Here is an 18,471-nt window from a genome sequence, read left to right as displayed (position 1 = left end):
ACCGTGACCGCACCCCACACCCTCGGGCGCCGGGACGGCGGCCCGGCGGAGCCGGCGGCCCCGGTGCTCCGGCTGGACGGGATCGGCTGGAGCGTCGGCGGCGCGACCATCGTCCAGGACATCTCCCTGAGCGTCCGCGAGGGCGAGTTCCTCGCCTTCATCGGCCCCAACGGGGCAGGCAAGACATCCCTGTTCAACCTGATCAGCGGACTGACCCTGCCCACCGCCGGCACGATCGCGCTGGACGGCGCGGACCTGACGGACCGGCCCGCGCACATCCGCGCCCGGCGCGGCATCGGCCGGACGTTCCAGACGTCCAGCCTCTGGCCCGCGATGACGGTGGCCGATCACGTCCGGCTGGCCGCGCAGGCCGCCCGGGGCGGTTCGTACCGCCTGTGGCGGCGCGCCGACCCGTACACCGCCGAGGTGGCCGGCGTCCTGGAGCGCACCGGTCTCGGCCACCGGGCCGGGGCCACGGCCGCCGAGCTGTCGCACGGCGAGAAGCGGAAGCTGGAGCTCGCCGTGCTGCTGGTGGGCGAGCCCCGGCTGATGCTGCTCGACGAGCCGATGGCCGGGGTGAGCGCCGAGGAGGTCCCCGCGCTCACCGAACTCATCCGCACCCTGCACCGGGAGGAGGGGCGCACCGTCCTCATGGTCGAGCACCACATGGACGTCCTGCTGGGCCTCGCGGACCGGCTCGCGGTGATGCACCACGGCCGGCTGCTCGCCCTGGACACCCCCGAGGCCGTCACCGCCGACCCGACCGTGCAGCAGGCCTACCTCGGGGAGGGGCTGTGACGACGGAACAACCCCTGCTTTCCGTGCGGGACTTGAGGGTCCTGATCGGCGGCCGCCACATCCTGCACGGCGTCGACCTGGACGTCGCCGGCCACGGCGTGACCGCGCTGCTCGGCCGCAACGGCGCCGGGAAGACCACGACCGTACGCGGCGTCCTCGGCCTCGTCCCGCGCAGCGGCAGCGTCCGCCTCGACGGCGAGGAGACCGTGGCCCTGCCCACCCACGCCCTGGTCCGGCGCGGGATCGGTTACGCCCCCGAGGACCGCGGCATCTTCGCCGGACTGACCGTCGCGGAGAACCTGCGGCTGGCCGAACGGCGCGGGGCGGGCGAGCCCGCCTATGCGCTGGTCCATGAACTCTTTCCCGAACTCAGACAACGGGCGCGACAGTTGGCCGGAACACTCTCCGGCGGCCAGCAGCAGATGGTCGCCATCGGCCGGACCCTGCTCAACACCAACCGGCTGATCATCGCGGACGAACCCACCAAGGGCCTCGCACCGAAGGTGGTCACCGAGGTCGCCCAGGTGCTGGAGCGGGCCGCCGAGGCGGTGCCGGTGCTGCTCGTCGAGCAGAACCTCGCCGTCGTACGCCGCCTGGCCGCGCACTGCGTGGTGCTGGCCGACGGCCGGACCGCGCACCGGGGCCCGGCGGCCGGACTGCTCGGCGACGCGGAGGCCGCCCGCCGGCTGCTCGGTGTGGGCCACGGCCCGCTGACCCCTCACACCGCGGAGGCGGATTCCTGATGTCCACCGTCGTGCTGCTCACCATGACCGGACTCGGTCTGGGAGCCCTCTACTTCCTCGTCGCGTCCGGACTCTCGCTGATCTTCGGCCTGATGGACGTCCTCAACTTCGCGCACGGGGCGCTGCTGTCCATCGGCGCCTACGGCACCTGGTGGGCGGCGTCCGGGAATCTGCCCGGCGCGGGACCCGGCGGCGCCGGCTTCGTCCTCGCGGTCCTGTTCGGTACGGCGGTGGGCACCGCGGCCGCCGTGCTCCTGGAACTCGCCGTCGTCCGCCCGCTCTACACCCGGCCGCGCGAGCAGGTGCTCGCCACGGTCGGGGTCGGGCTCGCCGTCCCTGCACTGCTGTCGGGCATCTGGGGCTCGGACGCCCGGACCTTCCCGGGGCCCGAGGCGCTGTCGGGCACCTTCGGGCTGCTGGGCGCGCAGGTCCCGGTCAACCGTCTCGTCCTGGTCGCGGCGGCGGTCGTGGTGCTGGTGGCGCTGCGGCTGTTCCTCGGCCGGACCCGGCACGGTCTCGTCGTACGGGCCGGCGTCGAGGACCGGGCGATGGTCACCGCGCTCGGCGTCGACGTCCGCAAGGCGTTCACGCTCGTCTTCGCCATCGGGGGCTGCGCCGCCGCACTCGGCGGGGCGCTCGGCGGGCTGTACTTCGGCTCGGTCGACCCCCGGCAGGGCACCTCACTGCTGATCTTCGCGTTCGTCGTCGTGGTCACCGGCGGCATGGGTTCGGTGACCGGCGCCGCCGCGGCGTCCGTCGTCATCGGCCTGGTCCAGCAGTTCGCCAACTACTACACCGCGGCGGGCCTCGGCGATCTCGCGGTCGTCGTCCTGCTCGCCGCGCTGCTGCTGATCCGCCCGCGCGGACTGACGGGGAGGCTCGCGTGAGCACCGCCACCGAGACACACGACCGCACCGAAGGCCCGGTGGCCCCCGCGCCACGGGCCGGCGCCCCCCGGCCGCTGCGCTGGTGGCCCGTCGCGATCCTGCTGGTCCTGGTCGTCGCACCGTTCAGCGCCGTCCCCGTACCGGGACTGCTGGACGGTCCGCTCGGCAGCGCGGGCAGCCTTCAACTCCTGGCCACCTGCCTGCTGTTCGGCGCCCTGGCCACGGGCTACGACCTGCTGCTCGGGCGCACCGGACTGCTCTCGTTCGGCCACGCCCTCTACTTCGCGGCCGGCAGCTACGCCACGAACATGTTCCTTCTGGAGGCCGGGCTCCCCTTCGCCCTCGCCGCGGTCCTCGGTCTGCTCTTCGGGATCGCGCTGGCGCTGGTCCTGGGGTCGGTGAGCCTGCGCGTCACCGGTATCGGCTTCTCGATGGTGACCCTGGCCTTCGCCCAGGCGGGTTCGATCCTGGTGTCCCGCAATCCCGGCGGCGTCACGGGCGGCGAGGAGGGCCGGGCGGCCCCGGCCGACCTGCTCCCCACCTGGCTCGTCGGCATCGACCACACCGCGAACCTCTACTGGATCGCCCTCGCCTACCTCGTCCTCACCCTGGCCGTCGTCCACTGGGCGGTCCACTCCCCCACCGGGCGCGTCTGGGAGGGCATCAAGGAGAACGAGCGCCGGGTGGAGGTACTGGGCTTGAAACCGTACGGATTCAAGCTGACGGCCTTCGTCGTCGCGGGCGCGCTCGCCGCACTCGGCGGCATCGTGCACCTGCTCCTGACCGGCGGCTCCACACCGCAGACCACCACATCCGACTTCACCCTGTCGCTGCTGGTGATGGTGGTGCTGGGCGGCTCGGGAACCCGCTGGGGTCCGATGGTCGGCGGCATCCTCTACACCTGGGCCGACCACCGGCTCGGCGATCTGGCCGGTTCGGGCGCGGTCGCCGGTCTTCCCGCGGTGCTCCGCGTCCCGCTCTCCCAGCCGCTGTTCCTGCTGGGCGTGCTGTTCGTGGCCGTGGTACATCTGCTGCCCGGCGGACTGGCCCGGCTGCCGTCCAGACTGAGGGCCGTCTCGTACCGGAAGGAGACCGGAGACCAGTGATCGCATGCGAGGAAATCAACGTTCCCGTGCACGGGGGCGAGCTGGCCGTACTGCGCTGGCCGGCCACCGATCCGCGGGCGCCGGCCGTGCTGGCATTGCACGGCATCACCGCCAACGCGCTCTCCTGGGGCACGGTGGCCCGGCAGCTGGCCGGACGTGTCACGCTGATCGCTCCGGATCTGCGGGGCAGGGCGGGGAGTTCGGGTCTTCCGGGCCCGTACGGCATCGCCGCGCACGCGGACGACATCGCCGCTCTGGCCGAGGCCCTGGGCCTGGACCGGGTGGTGCTGGCGGGCCACTCGATGGGCGCGTTCGTGGCGGCACTGACCGCGGTGCGCCACCCGGACCGGTTCGGCCCGCTGCTGCTCGTCGACGGCGGCGTCGGCTTCCCCGCGCCCACGCATCTGACGCCCGACGAGCTGCTGACGGCGGTGATCGGCCCGGCGATGGACCGGCTGTCGATGACGTTCCCGGACCGGGCCGCCTACCGCGCCTTCTGGCAGGCGCACCCGGCGTTCGCGGACGCCTGGTCGGACGAGGTGGACGCGTACATCCAGCGCGACCTGACGGGCGAGGAGCCCGCCCTGCACTCGACGTGCCGGATCGAGGCGATCCGCGCGGACGGCGTCGGGCTGTTCGACGCGGAGGTGCTCACGGCCGTACGGAAGCTGCCCGTCGGGGCGACGCTGCTGTGGGCGGCGCGGGGCCTGATGGACGAGGAGCAGGGCCTCTACGACGAGGCCCGGCTCGCGGCGGCGGACCTGGGCGGGACCCGGTTGGCGCCGGTGGCGGTGAAGGACGTGAACCACTACACGGTGCTCACCGGCGAGAGGGGCAGCCGCGAGGTCGCCGAGCGGCTGGTGGCGCTCGCGTCCGCCGGGGACGAGGAACACCGGAGCGGATCCGGCGCCGCCGGAATGGTCCGCGACTGAGTCAGGACGTGCCGGTCCGGCGGTCGGTGGGTGAGCGGCAGGCAGCCGGCCGGGCGAGGACCTGCACTCCGCCCGCCCGCCGGCGGACCGGCCGAAGGGCGGTGCGGTCTCCGGGTGTTGAGCGGCCGAAACCGGCGGGGCGGCCGCGCGACGGGCCTCGGCAGCGCGTCGTCGATCCGCTGGTCGATCGCAGCGGCCCGGAGGGAGACTGGCCCCCATGACGACAACCTTGATCACCGGGGCCAACAAGGGCCTCGGCCACGAGACCGCCCGCCGCCTCGTCGCCGCGGGCCACACCGTCTACGTCGGAGCGCGCGACGTCGAGCGGGGCGCGGCGGCCGCGTCGGCGCTCGGCGCCCGGTTCGTCCGACTCGACGTCACCGACGATGCCTCCGTCGCGGCCGCGGCGGCCGCCGTCGAGGCCGACGGCGGCCTGGACGTCCTGGTCAACAACGCCGGGATCGAGGTCCGGTCACCGGGAGGCGAGATCATCGGTGCCGCCGAGCTGACCGCCGACGTGATGCGGGAGGTGTTCGAGACCAACGTCTTCGGTCTGGTCCGGGTGACCCATGCCTTCCTGCCCCTGCTGGAACGCTCCTCCTCCCCGGTCGTGGTCAATGTCAGCAGCAGCCTCGCCTCGCTGGACCAGGCAGGCAAGGGCTATCCGGGGGTCGCCTACCCCACCTCCAAGACGGCGGTCAACATGCTCACCGTGCAGTTCGCCAAGGCGTTCCCGAAGATGCGGATCAACGCCGTGGAGCCCGGCTACACCGCGACGGACCTGAACGGACGCGCGGGCACACAGACCGTCGAGCAGGGCGCCGAGATCATCGTGCGGATGGCGCAGTCGGGGCCCGGCAGCCCGACCGGCGGCTACTTCGACGCCGCGGGCCCGCTGCCCTGGTGACGGCTCACCGGCGCCGGGATCCGGGGCCGCCGTCCCGGACGACGGCGGTGGGCCGGGCCGGCCGTCCGCCGGGCCCGGCCCACCGCACGCGTCAGCCGGTGGCGCAGCCGCTGTCGGCGATCACGAAGTAGCCCGCGGGGGACTCCCTCAGGGTGTGGGTGACGAAGACGTTGTACAGGCCCATGTTCTGGTTGGAGCCGTTGGCGTACACGTACCCGCCGGACGTGTGGGCCCTGCCCGCGGTCACCTGCGCGTAGTTCGTGGCCGTGTAGCACGTGGCGGGGGTGCTGCCGCCGCCGGTGGTGGTCGCCGTCACCTGAGTGGAGGCGGTGCCGGCCGTGCCCGCCGAGTCGACCGCCGCCACGGTGTAGCGGTAGGCGGTCCCGGCGGTGAGTCCGGTGTCCGTGTACGTGGTGGCGGTGGGCGAGGCGATCTTCGAGCCGTTGCGGTAGACCGCGTACGAGGCCGCGCCCTGCACCGCGTTCCAGGACAGGGACACGGTGGTGTCCGTCGTGCCGGTGGCACGCACGCCCCCGGGCGCCGGGAGCTGGTCGCCCCCGCCCCCGGGAGTGCCGCCGTCCAGGCCCCAGAAGACGCCCGTGTAGTACGTCGAGCAGATCACGCTCAGGAAGTACGCGGCTGTCGTCCCGCACTGCTGGTCGCCCGTTCCGGGGCTGACGGGCAGGCCGTGGCCCATGCCGGAGACGGAGTACGTCTCCACGGCCGGGTTCCCGGAGGCGTCGTCGTAGACGCTGCGGGTGGTGTTTCCGGGCAGGGTGTCGGTGGACGACGGTGTCTGGCCGATGCCCCATACGTCCGTCCACTGGTCGCGCAGGGCCGTGGCGTTGGCCGGGTACACCGTGTAGTCCGAGGTGCCCTGCCAGATCGCCACCCGGGGCCAGGGGCCGGAGTAGCCGGGGTTGGCGGCGCGCACCTTGTCGCCCCACTGGGCAGGGCTGAGCTTCTGCGGGCCCGTCTGGCAGCCCGAAGCGGCCGCCTGGCTCGTCGCGCACTGGGCGGGCAGTCCGGAGGCCACGGACCCGCCGGCGAACACGTCCGGGTAGGCGGCCAGCAGGTCGGCGGTCATGCCGCCGCCCGCCGAGAGGCCGGTGACGTACACCCGGCGGCCGTCGGAGCCGTACTGCTGCTTGGCGTACTCGACCATCTGCACGATGGAAGCCGCCTCGCCCTTGCCGCGGGTGTCCTCGGCCGGGTCGAACCAGCCGAAGCAGGAGAGCGAGTTGTTCGCGGACGTGGTCTGCGGGAAGACGACGGAGAAGCCCCAGGTGTCGGCGAACTTCGGCCAGCCGGAGTTGGTGTAGTAGGCGGAGGCCGTCTGCGTACAGCCGTGCAGGGCGACGACCAGGGGTGCGTTCGCGGGGAGGCCGGCGGGTGTGTAGGCGTACATCTGCAGATTGCCCGGGTTGGAGCCGAAGCCGGTGACCTGCTGGAGCCCGCCGGCCGCCGCGGCCGGTGTCGCGGCGGCGGTGGTGCTCAGCGTGGCCGCGAGCAGGCCGAGGGCGGCCGCGGACGCGACGCGGCGGAACAGACGTCTCAGGATCGGTGGGCGCACGGGTGCCTCCCTGGTCGGTGCGTGCGGGGGGATGGGGTTGCTGCCGGAACCTACGAGCGGGGGCTCCCCGCGCCCATGTGGCAGACGGACACCGGCACGTCGCGGGTGTGTGCCGCCGGTCCCTTGTGCGGTCCGGGGGCTCCGCGGCGGGCCGTCCCGGCGCCGGGCGGCACCATGTACGCCGCCACCATGCCCGGGCGGGAGGGTGTGTGCACCGGCGCCGTGTGACACGGGCCGCCGCGTACCTACGGTGACGGCCATGGAGACTTCCCGCAGACCGGATCACGAGCCCGCCGCCTCTTCCCCCGGCGGCGGCTCACCGCAGGCACCCGCAGAACCGCTGCTGGCCGGGCGCACCGCTCTGGTGACCGGTGCGGCGAGCGGCATCGGGCGGGCCTGTGCCCAGGCGCTGGCCGCCGCGGGCGCCCATGTGCACGTCGTGGACAGGTCCGGCGAGGCCGCGAAGGCTCTGGCGGAGGAGCTCGGCGGCACGGCCTGGGTGGTGGACCTGTCCGACCCGGAGGTCGTCGACACGCTGCCGGCCGATGCGGACGTCGTGGTCAACAACGCGGGGCTCCAGCACGTCGCCCCCGTCCACGAGTTCCCGCCGGACCGCTTCGCGCTGATCCAGCGCGTCATGGTGGAGACCCCGTTCCGCATCTTGCGCCGGACCCTGCCGGGCATGTACGAACGCGGCTGGGGGCGCGTGGTCAACATCTCGTCGGTGCACGGGCTGCGCGCGAGTCCCTACAAGTCGGCCTATGTGACGGCCAAGCACGCACTGGAGGGGCTGAGCAAGGTGGTCGCGCTCGAAGCGGCGGAGCACGGGGTGACGAGCAACTGCGTCAGCCCCGGTTACGTACGCACGCCCCTGGTCGAGAACCAGATCGCCGACCAGGCACGGACGCACGGCATCTCGGAGGCGGACGTGGTGGGGCGGGTGATGCTGGAGCGCAGCGCGATCAAGCGGCTGATCGAGCCCGCGGACGTCGCCGAGGCGGTCCTGTGGCTGTGCGGGCCGCGCACCGGGCACATCACCGGCACCTCGCTCTCCATGGACGGCGGCTGGACCGCGAACTGACCGAACCCGCCCCCCTTCTTCCTACGAACGCTGGACGCCATGCCTGAACCGCTCCCCTCCGCCGCTTCCCATCTCCGGCGCCTGTTCGACCTGCTGGCCGACGACGCGCCCGCCGAGGCGCTGGGGGCGGTCTCCTCGCAGGCGCGGGGGGACGGTGTGCCCGCCGAGGAGCTCGCCGAGGTGGAGCGGGCCACGGCCACCGCGCTGCGGATCAGGGGTGCCCTGCGGCAGCACCGGCGCCGGGAGCTCCAGCTCACGGCGCTCTTCGACACGGCGGGCGACCTGGCCGCCTCCCGTGACCTGGACGACGTGCTGAAGGCGATCGTGCGGCGGGCCAGGATGCTGCTGGGCACGGACACGGCCTACCTCACGCTCCCGGACGAGGAGGCGGGCGACACCTACATGCGGGTGACCGACGGGTCGGTGTCGGTGCTCTTCCAGCGGCTGCGGCTGGAGCTCGGCGAGGGGCTCGGCGGACTGGTGGCGCAGACGGCGAGCCCGTACGCGACGCCGGACTACCGTACCGACGACCGCTTCCGCCACACCCGCAACATCAACGCCGGCGTCCTGGACGAGGGCCTGGTGGCCATCCTGGGCGTGCCCCTGCTGCTCGGTTCCAGCCGCGGCGGTACGGGGAAGGTGATCGGCGTCCTCTTCGCGGCCGACCGGGCCCCCAGGGTCTTCAGCCCCGACGAGGTCGCCCTGCTCTGCTCGCTGGCCGCGCACGCCGCCATCGCCATCGACACGGCCCGCGCACTCGCCGACACCACCGCGGCGCTGGCCGAGCTGGCGGAGGCGAACGCGGAGCTGGCCGAGGCCAACGCCTCCGTACGGGCGCACTCGGCGGCCATGCAGCGGGCCGAGGAGTCGCACGACCGGCTGACGGATCTGGTGCTGCGGGGCCGGGACGTGAAGGACGTGGCGGCGGCCGTCGCCGGGCTGCTCGACTCCCCGCTGACCATTCACGACCCGGGCGGCCGCCCGCTGGCCGCCGTGCGTCCGGACGGTACGGACTTCGCCGCCGACAGCATGGATGCCGGGTGGCTGGCGGACGCGGCCGAGGAGTCCCGTACGGGGGCGCGTGCCGTGCACCGCGACGGGCGGGTGGTCTGCGCGGTGCTCGCCGGACAGGAGCTGCTGGCCGGTCTCGTGCTGCACCGGAGCCGCGGGCTGGACGACTCCGACCGGCGGCTGTTCGAGCGGTCGGCCGTGGTCACCGGACTCCTCCTGCTCCTGCGCCGCACGGTGGCCGAGACGGAGAACCGGATACGGGGCGAGCTGATCGCCGACCTGCTGACGGACAGCGGCCGCGATCCGGCGGGACTGGCCGAACGGGGCCGCCGCCTGGGCATCGACCTGGACCGCCCGCATCTGCTGCTGGTGGCGGAGACCGGGGCGCGGGAGCGGCTGGCCCCGGCCGCCATGCGCTATCTGTTCGGCGGGGACATCCACGGGGTGAGTGCCGAACACGCGGGTGCGGTGGTGCTGTTGATCGAGGGCGAGGAGACGGCCGCGGGCCCGGCAGCGCGTTCGGCGGCAGCCCAGCTGGGCCAGCTGACGCAGGCCCCCGTCACCGTGGCCGCCGCCGGGCCCGCCCGGGGCCCCCGCGAGCTGACGGCGGCCTACGGCGAGGCGGCTCGCTGTCTGCGGGCGATGCGGGTGCTGGGCCGCACGGGCGAGGGCGCCTGCGTGGCGGAACTCGGCTTCCTGGGCGTGGTCCTGGGCAATGCCCAGGACGTCGACGGCTTCGTGACGGCGGCGCTGGGGCCGCTGCTGGAGTACGACGCACAGCGCGGCACCCACCTGGTGCGGACGCTCAGCGCGTACTTCGGCGCGGGCGGCAGTCTGATCCGGGCCAAGGACGAACTGCACGTGCACGTGAACACGGTGGTGCAGCGCCTCGACCGGATCCAGGTGCTGCTGGGCCGGGACTGGAACGAGCCCGGCCGGGCACTGGAGTTGCAACTGGCGCTGCGGCTGCATCTGCTGTCGGGCAGCCGGCCCGCGGACACCCGCTGAGGGCCGTCCGCCCGGGCGGTGTCCTACACTCCGCCCCATGAAGATCGCGACTGCTTCCGTCACCGCGGACCTGGCTCCGGCCGGCGTACTGAGGGCTTCGGTCAACCTGGGCAACCCGGTCCTGGCGCAGGGCACATCCGCCGACCCGGCCGGGGTCACGGTCGACCTCGCGCGGGAGATCGGCGCACGGCTGGGCGTGCCGGTGGAGCTCCTGTGCTTCGACGCGGCACGCAAGTCGTACGAGGCGATGGCCTCCGGCATGGCCGACATCTGCTTCCTGGCGATCGACCCGGCACGGGAGGCCGAGGTCGCCTTCACCGCCCCTTATGTGCTGATCGAGGGCGTCTACGCCGTACCGGCCGGCTCGGGCCTCACCTCCGTGGCCGACGTCGACCGGGAAGGCGTCCGGATCGGGGTGAAGCAGGGTTCCGCGTACGACCTGTTCCTGACCCGCACCCTCCGGCACGCGACCGTGGTGCGCGGCGCGGAGGGCGTCGGTGTCTTCCGCGAGCAGGGCCTGGAGGCCGCGGCGGGCATCCGGCAGCCGATGACCGGGTTCGTCGCGGAACATCCGGGCGAGGTACGGCTGATCGAGGACCGGTTCATGGAGATCCGGCAGGCGGTGGGCACGACCCGGAGCCGGACGCCGGAGACGGTGCGGTTCCTGCGGGACCTGGTCGAGGAGCTGAAGGCCGACGGTTTCGTGGCCGATGCGCTGCGCCGCTCGCACCGGTCAGCAGCGCTGGTGGCCCCGCCCGCCTGACGAGCGGGGCGGGGACGCGGCGGCGTCCCCCGGGCGGTCCGCCGCCCGCGCGCTTCAGTCCTCCGGTGGGAACACCACCTCGCCCGAGTCGGCCAGCTTGAGGGTGATGGCCTCGACCGGGCATCCCTCGGCGGCGGCGAGGACGCGTTCGTTGGCGTCGGTCTCCGGGTCGACGGGGCGGGACTGCCGGGCCGTGTCCAGCCGGAACCCGTCCGGCGCGTGGTTCACGCACATCCCGGACCCGATGCAGACGGCCCGGTCGACCTCGATGCTCCAGCGGTCGCCCATCAGGCCTCGCCCCCGTAGCCGGCGGGCAGGTGGATCATCTTGTGCTCGAAGTACTCGCCGTACCCCTCGGGCCCGAACTCGCGTCCCAGACCGGAGTTCTTGTAGCCGCCGAACGGGCCGAGCATGTCGAGGCTGAAGGTGTTCACGCTGTACGTGCCGGTCCTGACCCGGCGGGCGATGTCGATGCCGCGCTCGGTGTCGCCGGTCCAGACGCTGCCGCTGAGTCCGTACTCGGAGTCGTTGGCGATCTTCACCGCCTCGTCCTCGTCCCCGTACGGCAACAGGCAGATGACCGGCCCGAAGATCTCCTCGCGGGCGACGCGCATGGAGTTGTCGACGTCACCGAAGAGCGTCGGCTCGACGTACCAGCCGCGCTCCTGGGATGCCGGACGCCCGCCCCCGGTGAGGACCTTGGCGCCCTCATCCTGCCCGATCCGGATGTAGTCGAGGGAGCGTTGCTGCTGGCGCTGCGCGACCAGCGGTCCGAGTTCGGTGGCGGGGTCGAGCGGGTCGCCGACCTTGAGGGCCCCGGCGGCGGCGGCGAAGGCCTCGGCGGTCTCCTCGTACCGGGAACGCGGGACCAGGATGCGGGTCTGGGCCACGCACGCCTGCCCGTTGATCATCCAGGCGAAGGGCACGATGCCGGCGACGGCGGCGTCCAGGTCGGCGTCGGGGAGGATCACGGCGGCGGACTTCCCGCCGAGCTCCAGGGTGACGCGGGTGAGGTTGCGCGAGGCGACCTCCATGACCCGCCGTCCCGCGGTGACGGAGCCGGTGAAGGAGACCTTGTCGACGCCCGGGTGCCCCACGAGGTACTCGCTCACCTCGCGGTCGGCGGGCAGGATCGACAGCACCCCCTCGGGCAGCCCGGCCTCGGCGGCGATCTCGGCCAGGATGTAGGCGTCGAGCGGCGATTCGGGCGACACCTTGAGGACGGCCGAGCACCCGGCGAGCAGCGCGGGCGCGAGCTTGGCGGCGGCGGTGAACTGGGGCACGTTCCACGGCACGACGGCCGCGACGACCCCGACCGGCTCCCGCCGCACGAGCAGCGGGCCGAGCGCCCCGTCGCGTCGCTCCTCGTACGGGAAGGTGCGGGCGACGGTGATCGCCGCGTCCCACACCATCATCGCGGCGAGGGCCTGCACCATGACGCTGGAGGTGTACGGGGTGCCGTTCTCCGAGCTGATGACCCGGGCGATCTCCTCGTACCGTACGGCGAACGCGTCCTTGATCCGTGTGACGACGGCGATGCGCTCGTCCAGCGGCATCCGTGGCCAGGGCCCGTGGTCGAACGCCTGCCGGGCTGCGGCGACGGCCCGGTCCACGTCCCCCTCGGCGGCATGCGGCACACGGCCGATGACCTGCTCGGTGTGCGGGGAGATGACCTCGATGACATCCCGCCCGAGCGGATCGACCAACTCCCCGCCGATGAACAGTTTTCCGTGTTCGACAAGCTCGCTCATGGCTGCTGCCTCCCGCGACGCGGCACGTGACCCGACCGACCCGATGACCGGCTCGATGACTGGCTCGATGACTTGTTCTGCGATTGCCCGGCTTCACATCTGACTTCGTGTCAGAACTGATACCAGTTCCAGTTCCAGGAGTCCACGGCCCGGACAGCACCCGCGGCACGGCTCGCGCTGCAGACTGGCGCCCATGACCGCATCCCTGCACCACATCGTCATCGACACCCACGACCTGCCGGCACTGGCCCGCTTCTGGGCCGCGGTACTCAAGTGGCGCATCCTGTCCGAGCGGGAGCGCGAGGTGGTGATCGGGCCGGACGCCGGCTCTCCGGTCGGCATCTGTTTCATGCCGGCACCCGGGACGAAGACCGCGAAGAACCGCCTGCACCTCGACCTGACGACGGGACCGGACGAACGGGAGGCGGAGATCGAGCGCATCCTCGCGCTCGGAGCGCGCCGTGCGGACGTCGGCCAGACCGGGGACGAGTCATGGACCGTGCTCGCGGACCCGGAGGGGAACGAGTTCTGCGTCGTGCGGCCGAAGGCCACCCTGACCGGATGACGGGACCGTTCCACCGATACGGATGGTCGACCGGGGCTACCACTGGAACAAGTTCTCGTTACAGTGGACGCGGCGCGTCGTGGCCGTACCCCGCACGCCGCCCAGGCCGCTCGGAGATGGGGAGTCCATGACGCAGGTGATCAACCACGGTGGCGGCGTCCACAGCATCGAAGTCCCCATCCCCGACAACCCCTTGGGCCACACCCTGGTCCACCTCCTCGACACGGACCGGGGACCGGTCCTGATCGACACCGGCTGGGACGACCCGGAGGCCTGGGACACGCTCACAGCCGGGCTCACCACCGTCGGCGTGGACATCGCCGACATCCACGGCGTGGTCATCACCCACCACCACCCCGACCACCACGGCCTTTCCGGGCAGGTCCGCGAGGCGTCCGGGGCCTGGATCGCGATGCACGCCGCCGACACCGCGATCGTCCGCCGCACCCGCGCGTCGGAGCCCGGCACCTGGCTGACGTACCTCGCGACGAAACTGGCGACGGTCGGCGCACCCGACGACCACATCGCCCCGCTGCTGGCCGCCCGCGAGAAGGGCGGCCGCATGCGCACCCTGCCCGGCCTGCGGGCCGCGATCCCGGACCGCGAGATCGTTCCGGGCGAACTCCTCGACCTGGCAGGCCGCACCCTGCGCGCGATCTGGACCCCCGGCCACACCCCGGGCCACGTCTGCCTGCACCTGGAGGAGGACCACCCGGCCAACCTCCCCGGCCGCGGCCGCCTCTTCTCCGGCGACCACCTGCTCCCCGGCATCAGCCCGCACGTCGGCCTGTACGAGGACCCGGACGACGCCACGGCCACCGACCCGCTGGGCGACTACCTCGACTCCCTGGAACGCATCGGCCGCCTGGGCGTCGCCGAGGTCCTGCCCGCCCACCAGTACGCGTTCGCGGACGCGGCAGGCCGCGTGCAGGAGCTCCTGGACCACCACGAGGAACGCCTGACGGGCCTGCTCTCCCTGCTCGCCGACCCGCTCACGCCGTGGCAGCTGGCCGAACGGATGGAGTGGAACCGGCCCTGGGAGCAGATCCCTTACGGGTCGAGGAACATCGCCGTCTCGGAGGCCGAATCGCACCTGCGCCGCCTGGTGAAGCTGGGGCGCGCGGAAGCGGTGACGGGAAGCGAGCCGGTGACGTACGTGGCGGTGTGACGGGGACACCCGCCCCGGTCACACGGCGGCGCCCGTGTCCTCGCGCGGTCCCGCCGGGGCGGCCGGTTCGGGAGCGGTCCCGGGGGTGCGGCCCGCCGGCAGTGCGGCCGGGCGGGTGTCCGGCGCACCCGCGGCCGCCGTACGGCGGCGCGCCGCGAAGGCGGTCGCGACGAGGACGAGCGCGACGGTCCCGGAGAGTGCGGGCCAGTACACGTAACGGTAGTTGGACTCCGGCGCCGTGGGCAGATAGGCCAGGACGTAGAGGAGGGAGCTCGCCCCGAGGAGCCGGAGCTCCCGGGTGTACGGGCCGGCCCACCGGCGTCGCAGCACCAGCACCAGGGAGACGCCCAGCCAGAACCAGCCCTGGAAGAGCATCGGCAGGTCGCGGGCGAATCCGGTCACGTAGTTCTGCAGCGCGAACCGCAGGGTGTCGTTCAACGGCTGTGCGCGCACCTCGGGGTGCAGCCGGGCGCCGGCGTTGACGCGGGTGCCGTTCCAGAAGATCTGGTTGCTCCGGAAGAGCAGCTTGGTGAACACCCGGCCCCGGTACTCGGCGTAGCCCTTCCAGTGCTTCGGCATCTGCTGTGTCCACATCCGCACGACGACGTCCGCGTGCCGGTCCAGATACGTCACGTCGAACGGCCGGCGCTGCGGGAAGCACTGGAGGTACCCGTCCGAGGTGATGTTCCGGTCCCGGCAGGTGACGGCGGCGGCGACCATCCGGTCCCGCAGGTCCGTTTCCGCTCCCGCCCGTTCGGCGGCGGTGCGCACCTGTTCCGGGGTGAGTACGTGGACGAGGTCGTCCACCGGGATCACCGCGTACACGCGTGTGGCCAACGGGGCGGTGGCCGCGTTCACCGCGGCACTGCCGCCCGTCACCACGGCGACGAAGACACCGGTGGCGGCCAGCCAGCGACGCCGGCCGGGGGCGGGCCACGCGGCGAGGACCAGCAGGACGAAGACCGGGATCGCTGCGGGGATGCCGTTCTTGCGTACGAGGGCGGCGTAGGTGAGGAACAGCAGGCCCAGCACGAGCAGGGCCCAGCGGGTCCTCACCCGCCCCTCGGGCAGGTCGCGCACGGTCAGCGCGATGGCGAAGACCGCGAGGAGCGCGTACGCCAGGTGCACGTCCTTCCACACCACTCCCGTGAGGTTCATGATGTGCGGCGCGAGGCCGACCGCCAGCACCACGAGGGAGAGCCCGCGGCTGCCGGTCCTCCGCCACACCAGCCGGGCGAGGACCCACAGCGTCCCCCACAGCACGGCGGCCTGCAGGGCGGCCATGGTGGAGAAGTCCCCCGTGATGGCGATGAGGATCCGCCAGGCGAGCGCCATCACCGGCGGGTGCCAGTCGTTCACCGGCTCGTCTCCGAGTGCCTGGCCCAGCTGGGTGTTGCTGTCCGCGCTGAGGTACCCGGGGTGGAAGACGGTGGCCACGGCGTAACCGCACGCCGCCGCGAGGACCGCCAGACACCACGGCCACGCCGTGCCGTCCTTCCAGGCTCTGCGCAGTGCGGTGGTCCACCGGTCGACGGTTCCGGACATAGGGCGGGGCCCTCCCAGCCGATGATGACGGGTCGCGTGGTCGCTCAACTGCGAGCTGAGAGAAAACAGTTCGCGGCCAGCATGGACGGGAATCTATGCGTACCGGACGACAGAGGACAAACCGGAACGACTATTCACCCGAACGAGGAGCTCGCGCGGAGCGGCCGTCGGAGCCCGCGCGGAGCGGCCGCCGGATCTCACGCGGAGCTCGCATGGAGCGGCTGTCCGGGCTCGCGTGGGGCGGTGGCACAGTTGTCCCCGTGATGATCACAGAGCCCCGCGATGAGCCCGTCGTCCTGGACGCCGCGGAACTGGCGGCCGATCCCCGGCTGGAAGGCCGGTTCGTGCAGGAGGCCCACCGGATCCTGGCCGACCTGGTCGCCGGTGGTGCCGCGCTGGGCTGGGTCGAGCCGCCTTCGCGCGACGAGGTGGCGGAACTGCTCGGCGATGTCGTGTCCGCGGTGCGGGCGGGGGACGCGTCCCTGCGGGCGGCCTACCTGGGCCGGGCTCTCGCCGGGTTCGGGTACTGGCTCCGCTACAGCCGGCCGACCCATCGGCCGCACGCGGATCTGGAGAAGCTCGCGGTGGACGGGGCAGCCCACGGTCGCGGTGTCGGCCGGGCGCTCACCGCCGCCCTGATCGCCGACGCCCGGGAGCGGGACATCGAGGTCCTCACTCTGGACGCCCGGGGCGACAACACCCCTGCTCTGCGCCTGTACCGGTCACTGGGCTTCACCGAGTACGGGCGGCTGCCCGATTTCGTGGCGGTCGGCGAAGCCCGGTACGACAAGGTCTTCTGCATGCTGGATCTCCGCCGACGGGGCTGAACGCCCAACGAGAGACCCCCGGGGCGGCCTCGGCCAGGCGCCCCTGTCCCCGCCTCCGGTGCGGGATCAGTCCTTGCGCCCCGTCACGGCGATGGAAAGCCCGAGCCCGACCATCGTGAGCCCGCCGACGCCTCCGACCATCGAGAGCCGCCGGGGCGATCGGGCGAACCAGTCCCGTCCGGTCGCCGCGACCAGCCCCCACAGGCTGTCGGACGTCACCGCGATCATGTTGAAGACCAGTCCGAGCACCAGCATCTGCACCACGACATGCCCCTGCGCGCGGTCGACGAACTGCGGCAGCACGGCAGCGAAGAACACGACGGTCTTGGGGTTGGCCACCCCGACGGCGAACCCCTCCCACAAGGTGCGCCGACTGCTGCGCGCGGCCCCGCCACCGGTGAACGCGGCCTGCAGTGAGCCGCGTTGGCGCCACGCCTTGACGCCCAGGTACACCAGGTAGGCGGCACCGGCCAGTTTCAGCACCGTGAACACGAGGACGGAACGCTCGACGACCGAGCCGACCCCGAGCGCCACGGCCACGATGAGCACATAGGCACCCAAGGTGTTCCCCACGACCGTGGTCAGCGCGGCACGCCGCCCCTGCGCCAGCGCCCGCCCGATCACGAACAGGACGCTGGGCCCGGGGATCACAATCAGGAGGAACGACATAACCGCGAAGGCAAGCAAGCGCTCGGCAGAGACCATGAGGCTCATGCAACCACGGGCCGGGTTCCCCCTTCAGCTCCTTTTCCGGCACGAGGCTCCGGAGAGGGCGGCCTGCCGGCTTTCCGCACCACGGGCGGAGCCGTGGATCAGGACTTCTTCGGCCACACGTACAGCGTGCCGCTCACCGACGCCTCGTCCGACGAGTCGTCGATGTTCTCGATCAACGCCATGGAGACCGCGCCCTGGTCCGTGACCGAGCACAGCGCCGCGCCCTCGGCGAAGCCGCGCCCCTCGCGCTCGTAGCTGTCGAGCAGCCCCAGGGGGCCGAAGCCGGTCCTCGACGCCGCCTCGCAGGACTCGAAGGACTTCGGGAGTCCGGCCCGCAGGAGGCCCACGCGGGTGTTGGGCAGTGCGCGCAGCTTGTAGTTGTTGCTGTCGTTGCAGCTGTCGGGCCAGTACAGGAGTTCCGCCCCGCCGGGGTCCTTGGCCACGCCGATCAGGTCGCCCTTGACCAGGGCTTCCACCTTGCTCATGCCGTCGTCGAGATCCACCAGCTGCTGTTCGTCCTGGTTGCAGGGGGCGGGTGCCAGCCCCCACATCGTCTTGACTGCCTCCGCGTACCCGGCCGGCGCCGCGAGGTCGACGTCCGAGGGATCCGTGGCGCTCGGGGAGGCCGAGACCTTCGGGGTCGCGGGGGGCGACCCGGTCCTCGCCGAAGCGTGGTCCGGGCTCGACCGGGCGGAGGGCTCCGACTGCGGGCTGCTGGAGGCAGGGGCCGGGGCCGGGGCGGGTGCCGAGACGGGATCGCGGTCGGAACCGTTGTTGAAGATCACCGTGGCCAAGATGCCGACCAGCGGGACCGCGATCCCACCGACCCACCACGCCCACCGGGGCGGATCCGTGCTCGGCGGCGCCGGCGGTACGGGGGGAGGGGGCGGCGGGGTGCCGGGCGGCCGGGAAGGGGGCGGGGGGAATCCCCCGGCACCTGTCGTCATACCCGTTCACCCTCTCAACCCGGCTGATTCCTGAGCGGGTTGCAGTTTAACGATCACCGTCCGAAAGGGCCATGGACTATCCGGGCGTTGCGGGCGGGCAAGGCCTGTCGCCGCGCCCTCCCGGCCTCCGGCGCCCGGGGCAAGG

General features: G+C 72.8%; 18 protein-coding genes. 12 read left to right on the top strand and 6 right to left on the bottom strand.

The features are described from left to right. Positions 1-3: 3 nt before the first annotated feature. The 6 genes from ACGFZA_RS18265 (at position 4) to ACGFZA_RS18240 (ending at position 5,373) form a co-directional block, all read left to right on the top strand. Entirely contained in the window at positions 4-798 is a 795-nt protein-coding gene (locus ACGFZA_RS18265; RefSeq protein ID WP_393680197.1) for an ABC transporter ATP-binding protein, read from the top strand. After that, positions 795-1,541, top strand: coding sequence for an ABC transporter ATP-binding protein (locus ACGFZA_RS18260; protein WP_393680195.1), 747 nt, complete (start codon positions 795-797; stop codon positions 1,539-1,541). The genes ACGFZA_RS18265 and ACGFZA_RS18260 overlap by 4 nt, the downstream gene beginning before the upstream one ends. Next, positions 1,541-2,428, top strand: a complete 888-nt coding sequence (locus ACGFZA_RS18255) for a branched-chain amino acid ABC transporter permease (RefSeq protein WP_393680193.1) — start codon at positions 1,541-1,543, stop codon at positions 2,426-2,428. The genes ACGFZA_RS18260 and ACGFZA_RS18255 overlap by 1 nt, the downstream gene beginning before the upstream one ends. Further along, the gene (locus ACGFZA_RS18250) at positions 2,425-3,534 is read left to right on the top strand and encodes a branched-chain amino acid ABC transporter permease (protein WP_385284930.1); all 1,110 of its coding nucleotides are present in this window, start codon (positions 2,425-2,427) and stop codon (positions 3,532-3,534) included. The genes ACGFZA_RS18255 and ACGFZA_RS18250 overlap by 4 nt, the downstream gene beginning before the upstream one ends. Next, positions 3,531-4,466, top strand: coding sequence for an alpha/beta fold hydrolase (locus tag ACGFZA_RS18245; protein ID WP_393680190.1), 936 nt, complete (start codon positions 3,531-3,533; stop codon positions 4,464-4,466). The genes ACGFZA_RS18250 and ACGFZA_RS18245 overlap by 4 nt, the downstream gene beginning before the upstream one ends. A 217-nt stretch (positions 4,467-4,683) precedes the next feature. Then, positions 4,684-5,373, top strand: a complete 690-nt coding sequence (locus ACGFZA_RS18240; protein ID WP_393680188.1) for an SDR family NAD(P)-dependent oxidoreductase — start codon at positions 4,684-4,686, stop codon at positions 5,371-5,373. A gap of 91 nt (positions 5,374-5,464) precedes the next feature. On the opposite strand, the gene ACGFZA_RS18235 is transcribed toward ACGFZA_RS18240, so the two are convergent. Beyond that, complete coding sequence (locus tag ACGFZA_RS18235; RefSeq protein ID WP_393680186.1) at positions 5,465-6,946, bottom strand: PHB depolymerase family esterase; 1,482 nt, start codon at positions 6,944-6,946, stop codon at positions 5,465-5,467. Between the two features lie 259 nt (positions 6,947-7,205). Here ACGFZA_RS18235 and ACGFZA_RS18230 point away from each other — a divergent pair, with 259 nt between their 5' ends. Genes ACGFZA_RS18230 through ACGFZA_RS18220 form a run of 3 tightly spaced genes read left to right on the top strand, consistent with a single transcriptional unit; the run spans position 7,206 to position 10,809 of the window. Next, positions 7,206-8,027 carry a 3-hydroxybutyrate dehydrogenase gene (locus tag ACGFZA_RS18230; protein WP_385287350.1) on the top strand — a complete coding sequence of 274 codons (822 nt, stop codon included), beginning with the start codon at positions 7,206-7,208 and terminating at the stop codon, positions 8,025-8,027. A 39-nt stretch (positions 8,028-8,066) separates the two neighbouring features. Continuing rightward, complete coding sequence (locus ACGFZA_RS18225; protein WP_385287352.1) at positions 8,067-10,046, top strand: helix-turn-helix domain-containing protein; 1,980 nt, start codon at positions 8,067-8,069, stop codon at positions 10,044-10,046. Positions 10,047-10,083: 37 nt separating this feature from the next. Further along, on the top strand, positions 10,084-10,809 hold the full coding sequence (locus ACGFZA_RS18220; protein WP_385287355.1) for a transporter substrate-binding domain-containing protein: 726 nt from the start codon (positions 10,084-10,086) through the stop codon (positions 10,807-10,809). 54 nt (positions 10,810-10,863) lie between these two features. On the opposite strand, the gene ACGFZA_RS18215 is transcribed toward ACGFZA_RS18220, so the two are convergent. Together ACGFZA_RS18215 and ACGFZA_RS18210 are read right to left on the bottom strand one after the other, a co-directional pair. Beyond that, positions 10,864-11,097, bottom strand: a complete 234-nt coding sequence (locus tag ACGFZA_RS18215) for a ferredoxin (RefSeq protein ID WP_385287358.1) — start codon at positions 11,095-11,097, stop codon at positions 10,864-10,866. Beyond that, positions 11,097-12,560: an aldehyde dehydrogenase gene (locus tag ACGFZA_RS18210; RefSeq protein ID WP_393680182.1), complete on the bottom strand. Its 1,464-nt coding sequence runs from the start codon at positions 12,558-12,560 to the stop codon at positions 11,097-11,099. Before ACGFZA_RS18210 ends, ACGFZA_RS18215 begins: the two co-directional genes overlap by 1 nt. 193 nt (positions 12,561-12,753) lie before the next feature. Between ACGFZA_RS18210 and ACGFZA_RS18205 the strand changes: the two genes are divergently transcribed. Further along, positions 12,754-13,125, top strand: coding sequence for a VOC family protein (locus ACGFZA_RS18205; protein WP_385287363.1), 372 nt, complete (start codon positions 12,754-12,756; stop codon positions 13,123-13,125). 127 nt (positions 13,126-13,252) lie between these two features. After that, entirely contained in the window at positions 13,253-14,293 is a 1,041-nt protein-coding gene (locus ACGFZA_RS18200; protein WP_393680180.1) for an MBL fold metallo-hydrolase, read from the top strand. A gap of 18 nt (positions 14,294-14,311) precedes the next feature. On the opposite strand, the gene ACGFZA_RS18195 is transcribed toward ACGFZA_RS18200, so the two are convergent. Then, positions 14,312-15,838, bottom strand: a complete 1,527-nt coding sequence (locus tag ACGFZA_RS18195) for a hypothetical protein (RefSeq protein ID WP_393680178.1) — start codon at positions 15,836-15,838, stop codon at positions 14,312-14,314. 263 nt (positions 15,839-16,101) lie between these two features. Between ACGFZA_RS18195 and ACGFZA_RS18190 the strand changes: the two genes are divergently transcribed. After that, a complete protein-coding gene (locus ACGFZA_RS18190; protein WP_393680511.1) occupies positions 16,102-16,665 on the top strand; it encodes a GNAT family N-acetyltransferase in 564 nt (187 codons plus the stop codon). A gap of 66 nt (positions 16,666-16,731) precedes the next feature. Here ACGFZA_RS18190 and ACGFZA_RS18185 read toward each other — a convergent pair whose 3' ends face one another. Both ACGFZA_RS18185 and ACGFZA_RS18180 read right to left on the bottom strand, forming a co-directional pair. Continuing rightward, positions 16,732-17,370 (bottom strand): LysE family translocator, encoded by a 639-nt coding sequence (locus ACGFZA_RS18185; RefSeq protein ID WP_393680176.1) that lies wholly within the window; start codon positions 17,368-17,370, stop codon positions 16,732-16,734. A gap of 107 nt (positions 17,371-17,477) precedes the next feature. Continuing rightward, on the bottom strand, positions 17,478-18,164 hold the full coding sequence (locus ACGFZA_RS18180) for a hypothetical protein (protein ID WP_393680174.1): 687 nt from the start codon (positions 18,162-18,164) through the stop codon (positions 17,478-17,480). Positions 18,165-18,471: the final 307 nt, after the last annotated feature.

This window comes from Streptomyces sp. NPDC048211 (assembly GCF_043202315.1).
GTDB lineage: Bacteria > Actinomycetota > Actinomycetes > Streptomycetales > Streptomycetaceae > Streptomyces.
Note: the sequence above shows the minus strand (reverse complement) of the source record. Positions and strands in the feature narration are given on the sequence as shown.

Coding starts and splice junctions, on each gene's coding strand:
- ACGFZA_RS18230 (WP_385287350.1), top strand. CDS start 7,206: ATGGAGACTTCCCGCAGACCGGATCACGAGCCCGCCGCCTCTTCCCCC.
- ACGFZA_RS18215 (WP_385287358.1), bottom strand. CDS start 11,097: ATGGGCGACCGCTGGAGCATCGAGGTCGACCGGGCCGTCTGCATCGGG.
- ACGFZA_RS18185 (WP_393680176.1), bottom strand. CDS start 17,370: ATGGTCTCTGCCGAGCGCTTGCTTGCCTTCGCGGTTATGTCGTTCCTC.
- ACGFZA_RS18255 (WP_393680193.1), top strand. CDS start 1,541: ATGTCCACCGTCGTGCTGCTCACCATGACCGGACTCGGTCTGGGAGCC.
- ACGFZA_RS18225 (WP_385287352.1), top strand. CDS start 8,067: ATGCCTGAACCGCTCCCCTCCGCCGCTTCCCATCTCCGGCGCCTGTTC.
- ACGFZA_RS18190 (WP_393680511.1), top strand. CDS start 16,102: ATGATCACAGAGCCCCGCGATGAGCCCGTCGTCCTGGACGCCGCGGAA.
- ACGFZA_RS18205 (WP_385287363.1), top strand. CDS start 12,754: ATGACCGCATCCCTGCACCACATCGTCATCGACACCCACGACCTGCCG.
- ACGFZA_RS18210 (WP_393680182.1), bottom strand. CDS start 12,560: ATGAGCGAGCTTGTCGAACACGGAAAACTGTTCATCGGCGGGGAGTTG.
- ACGFZA_RS18240 (WP_393680188.1), top strand. CDS start 4,684: ATGACGACAACCTTGATCACCGGGGCCAACAAGGGCCTCGGCCACGAG.
- ACGFZA_RS18195 (WP_393680178.1), bottom strand. CDS start 15,838: ATGTCCGGAACCGTCGACCGGTGGACCACCGCACTGCGCAGAGCCTGG.
- ACGFZA_RS18220 (WP_385287355.1), top strand. CDS start 10,084: ATGAAGATCGCGACTGCTTCCGTCACCGCGGACCTGGCTCCGGCCGGC.
- ACGFZA_RS18200 (WP_393680180.1), top strand. CDS start 13,253: ATGACGCAGGTGATCAACCACGGTGGCGGCGTCCACAGCATCGAAGTC.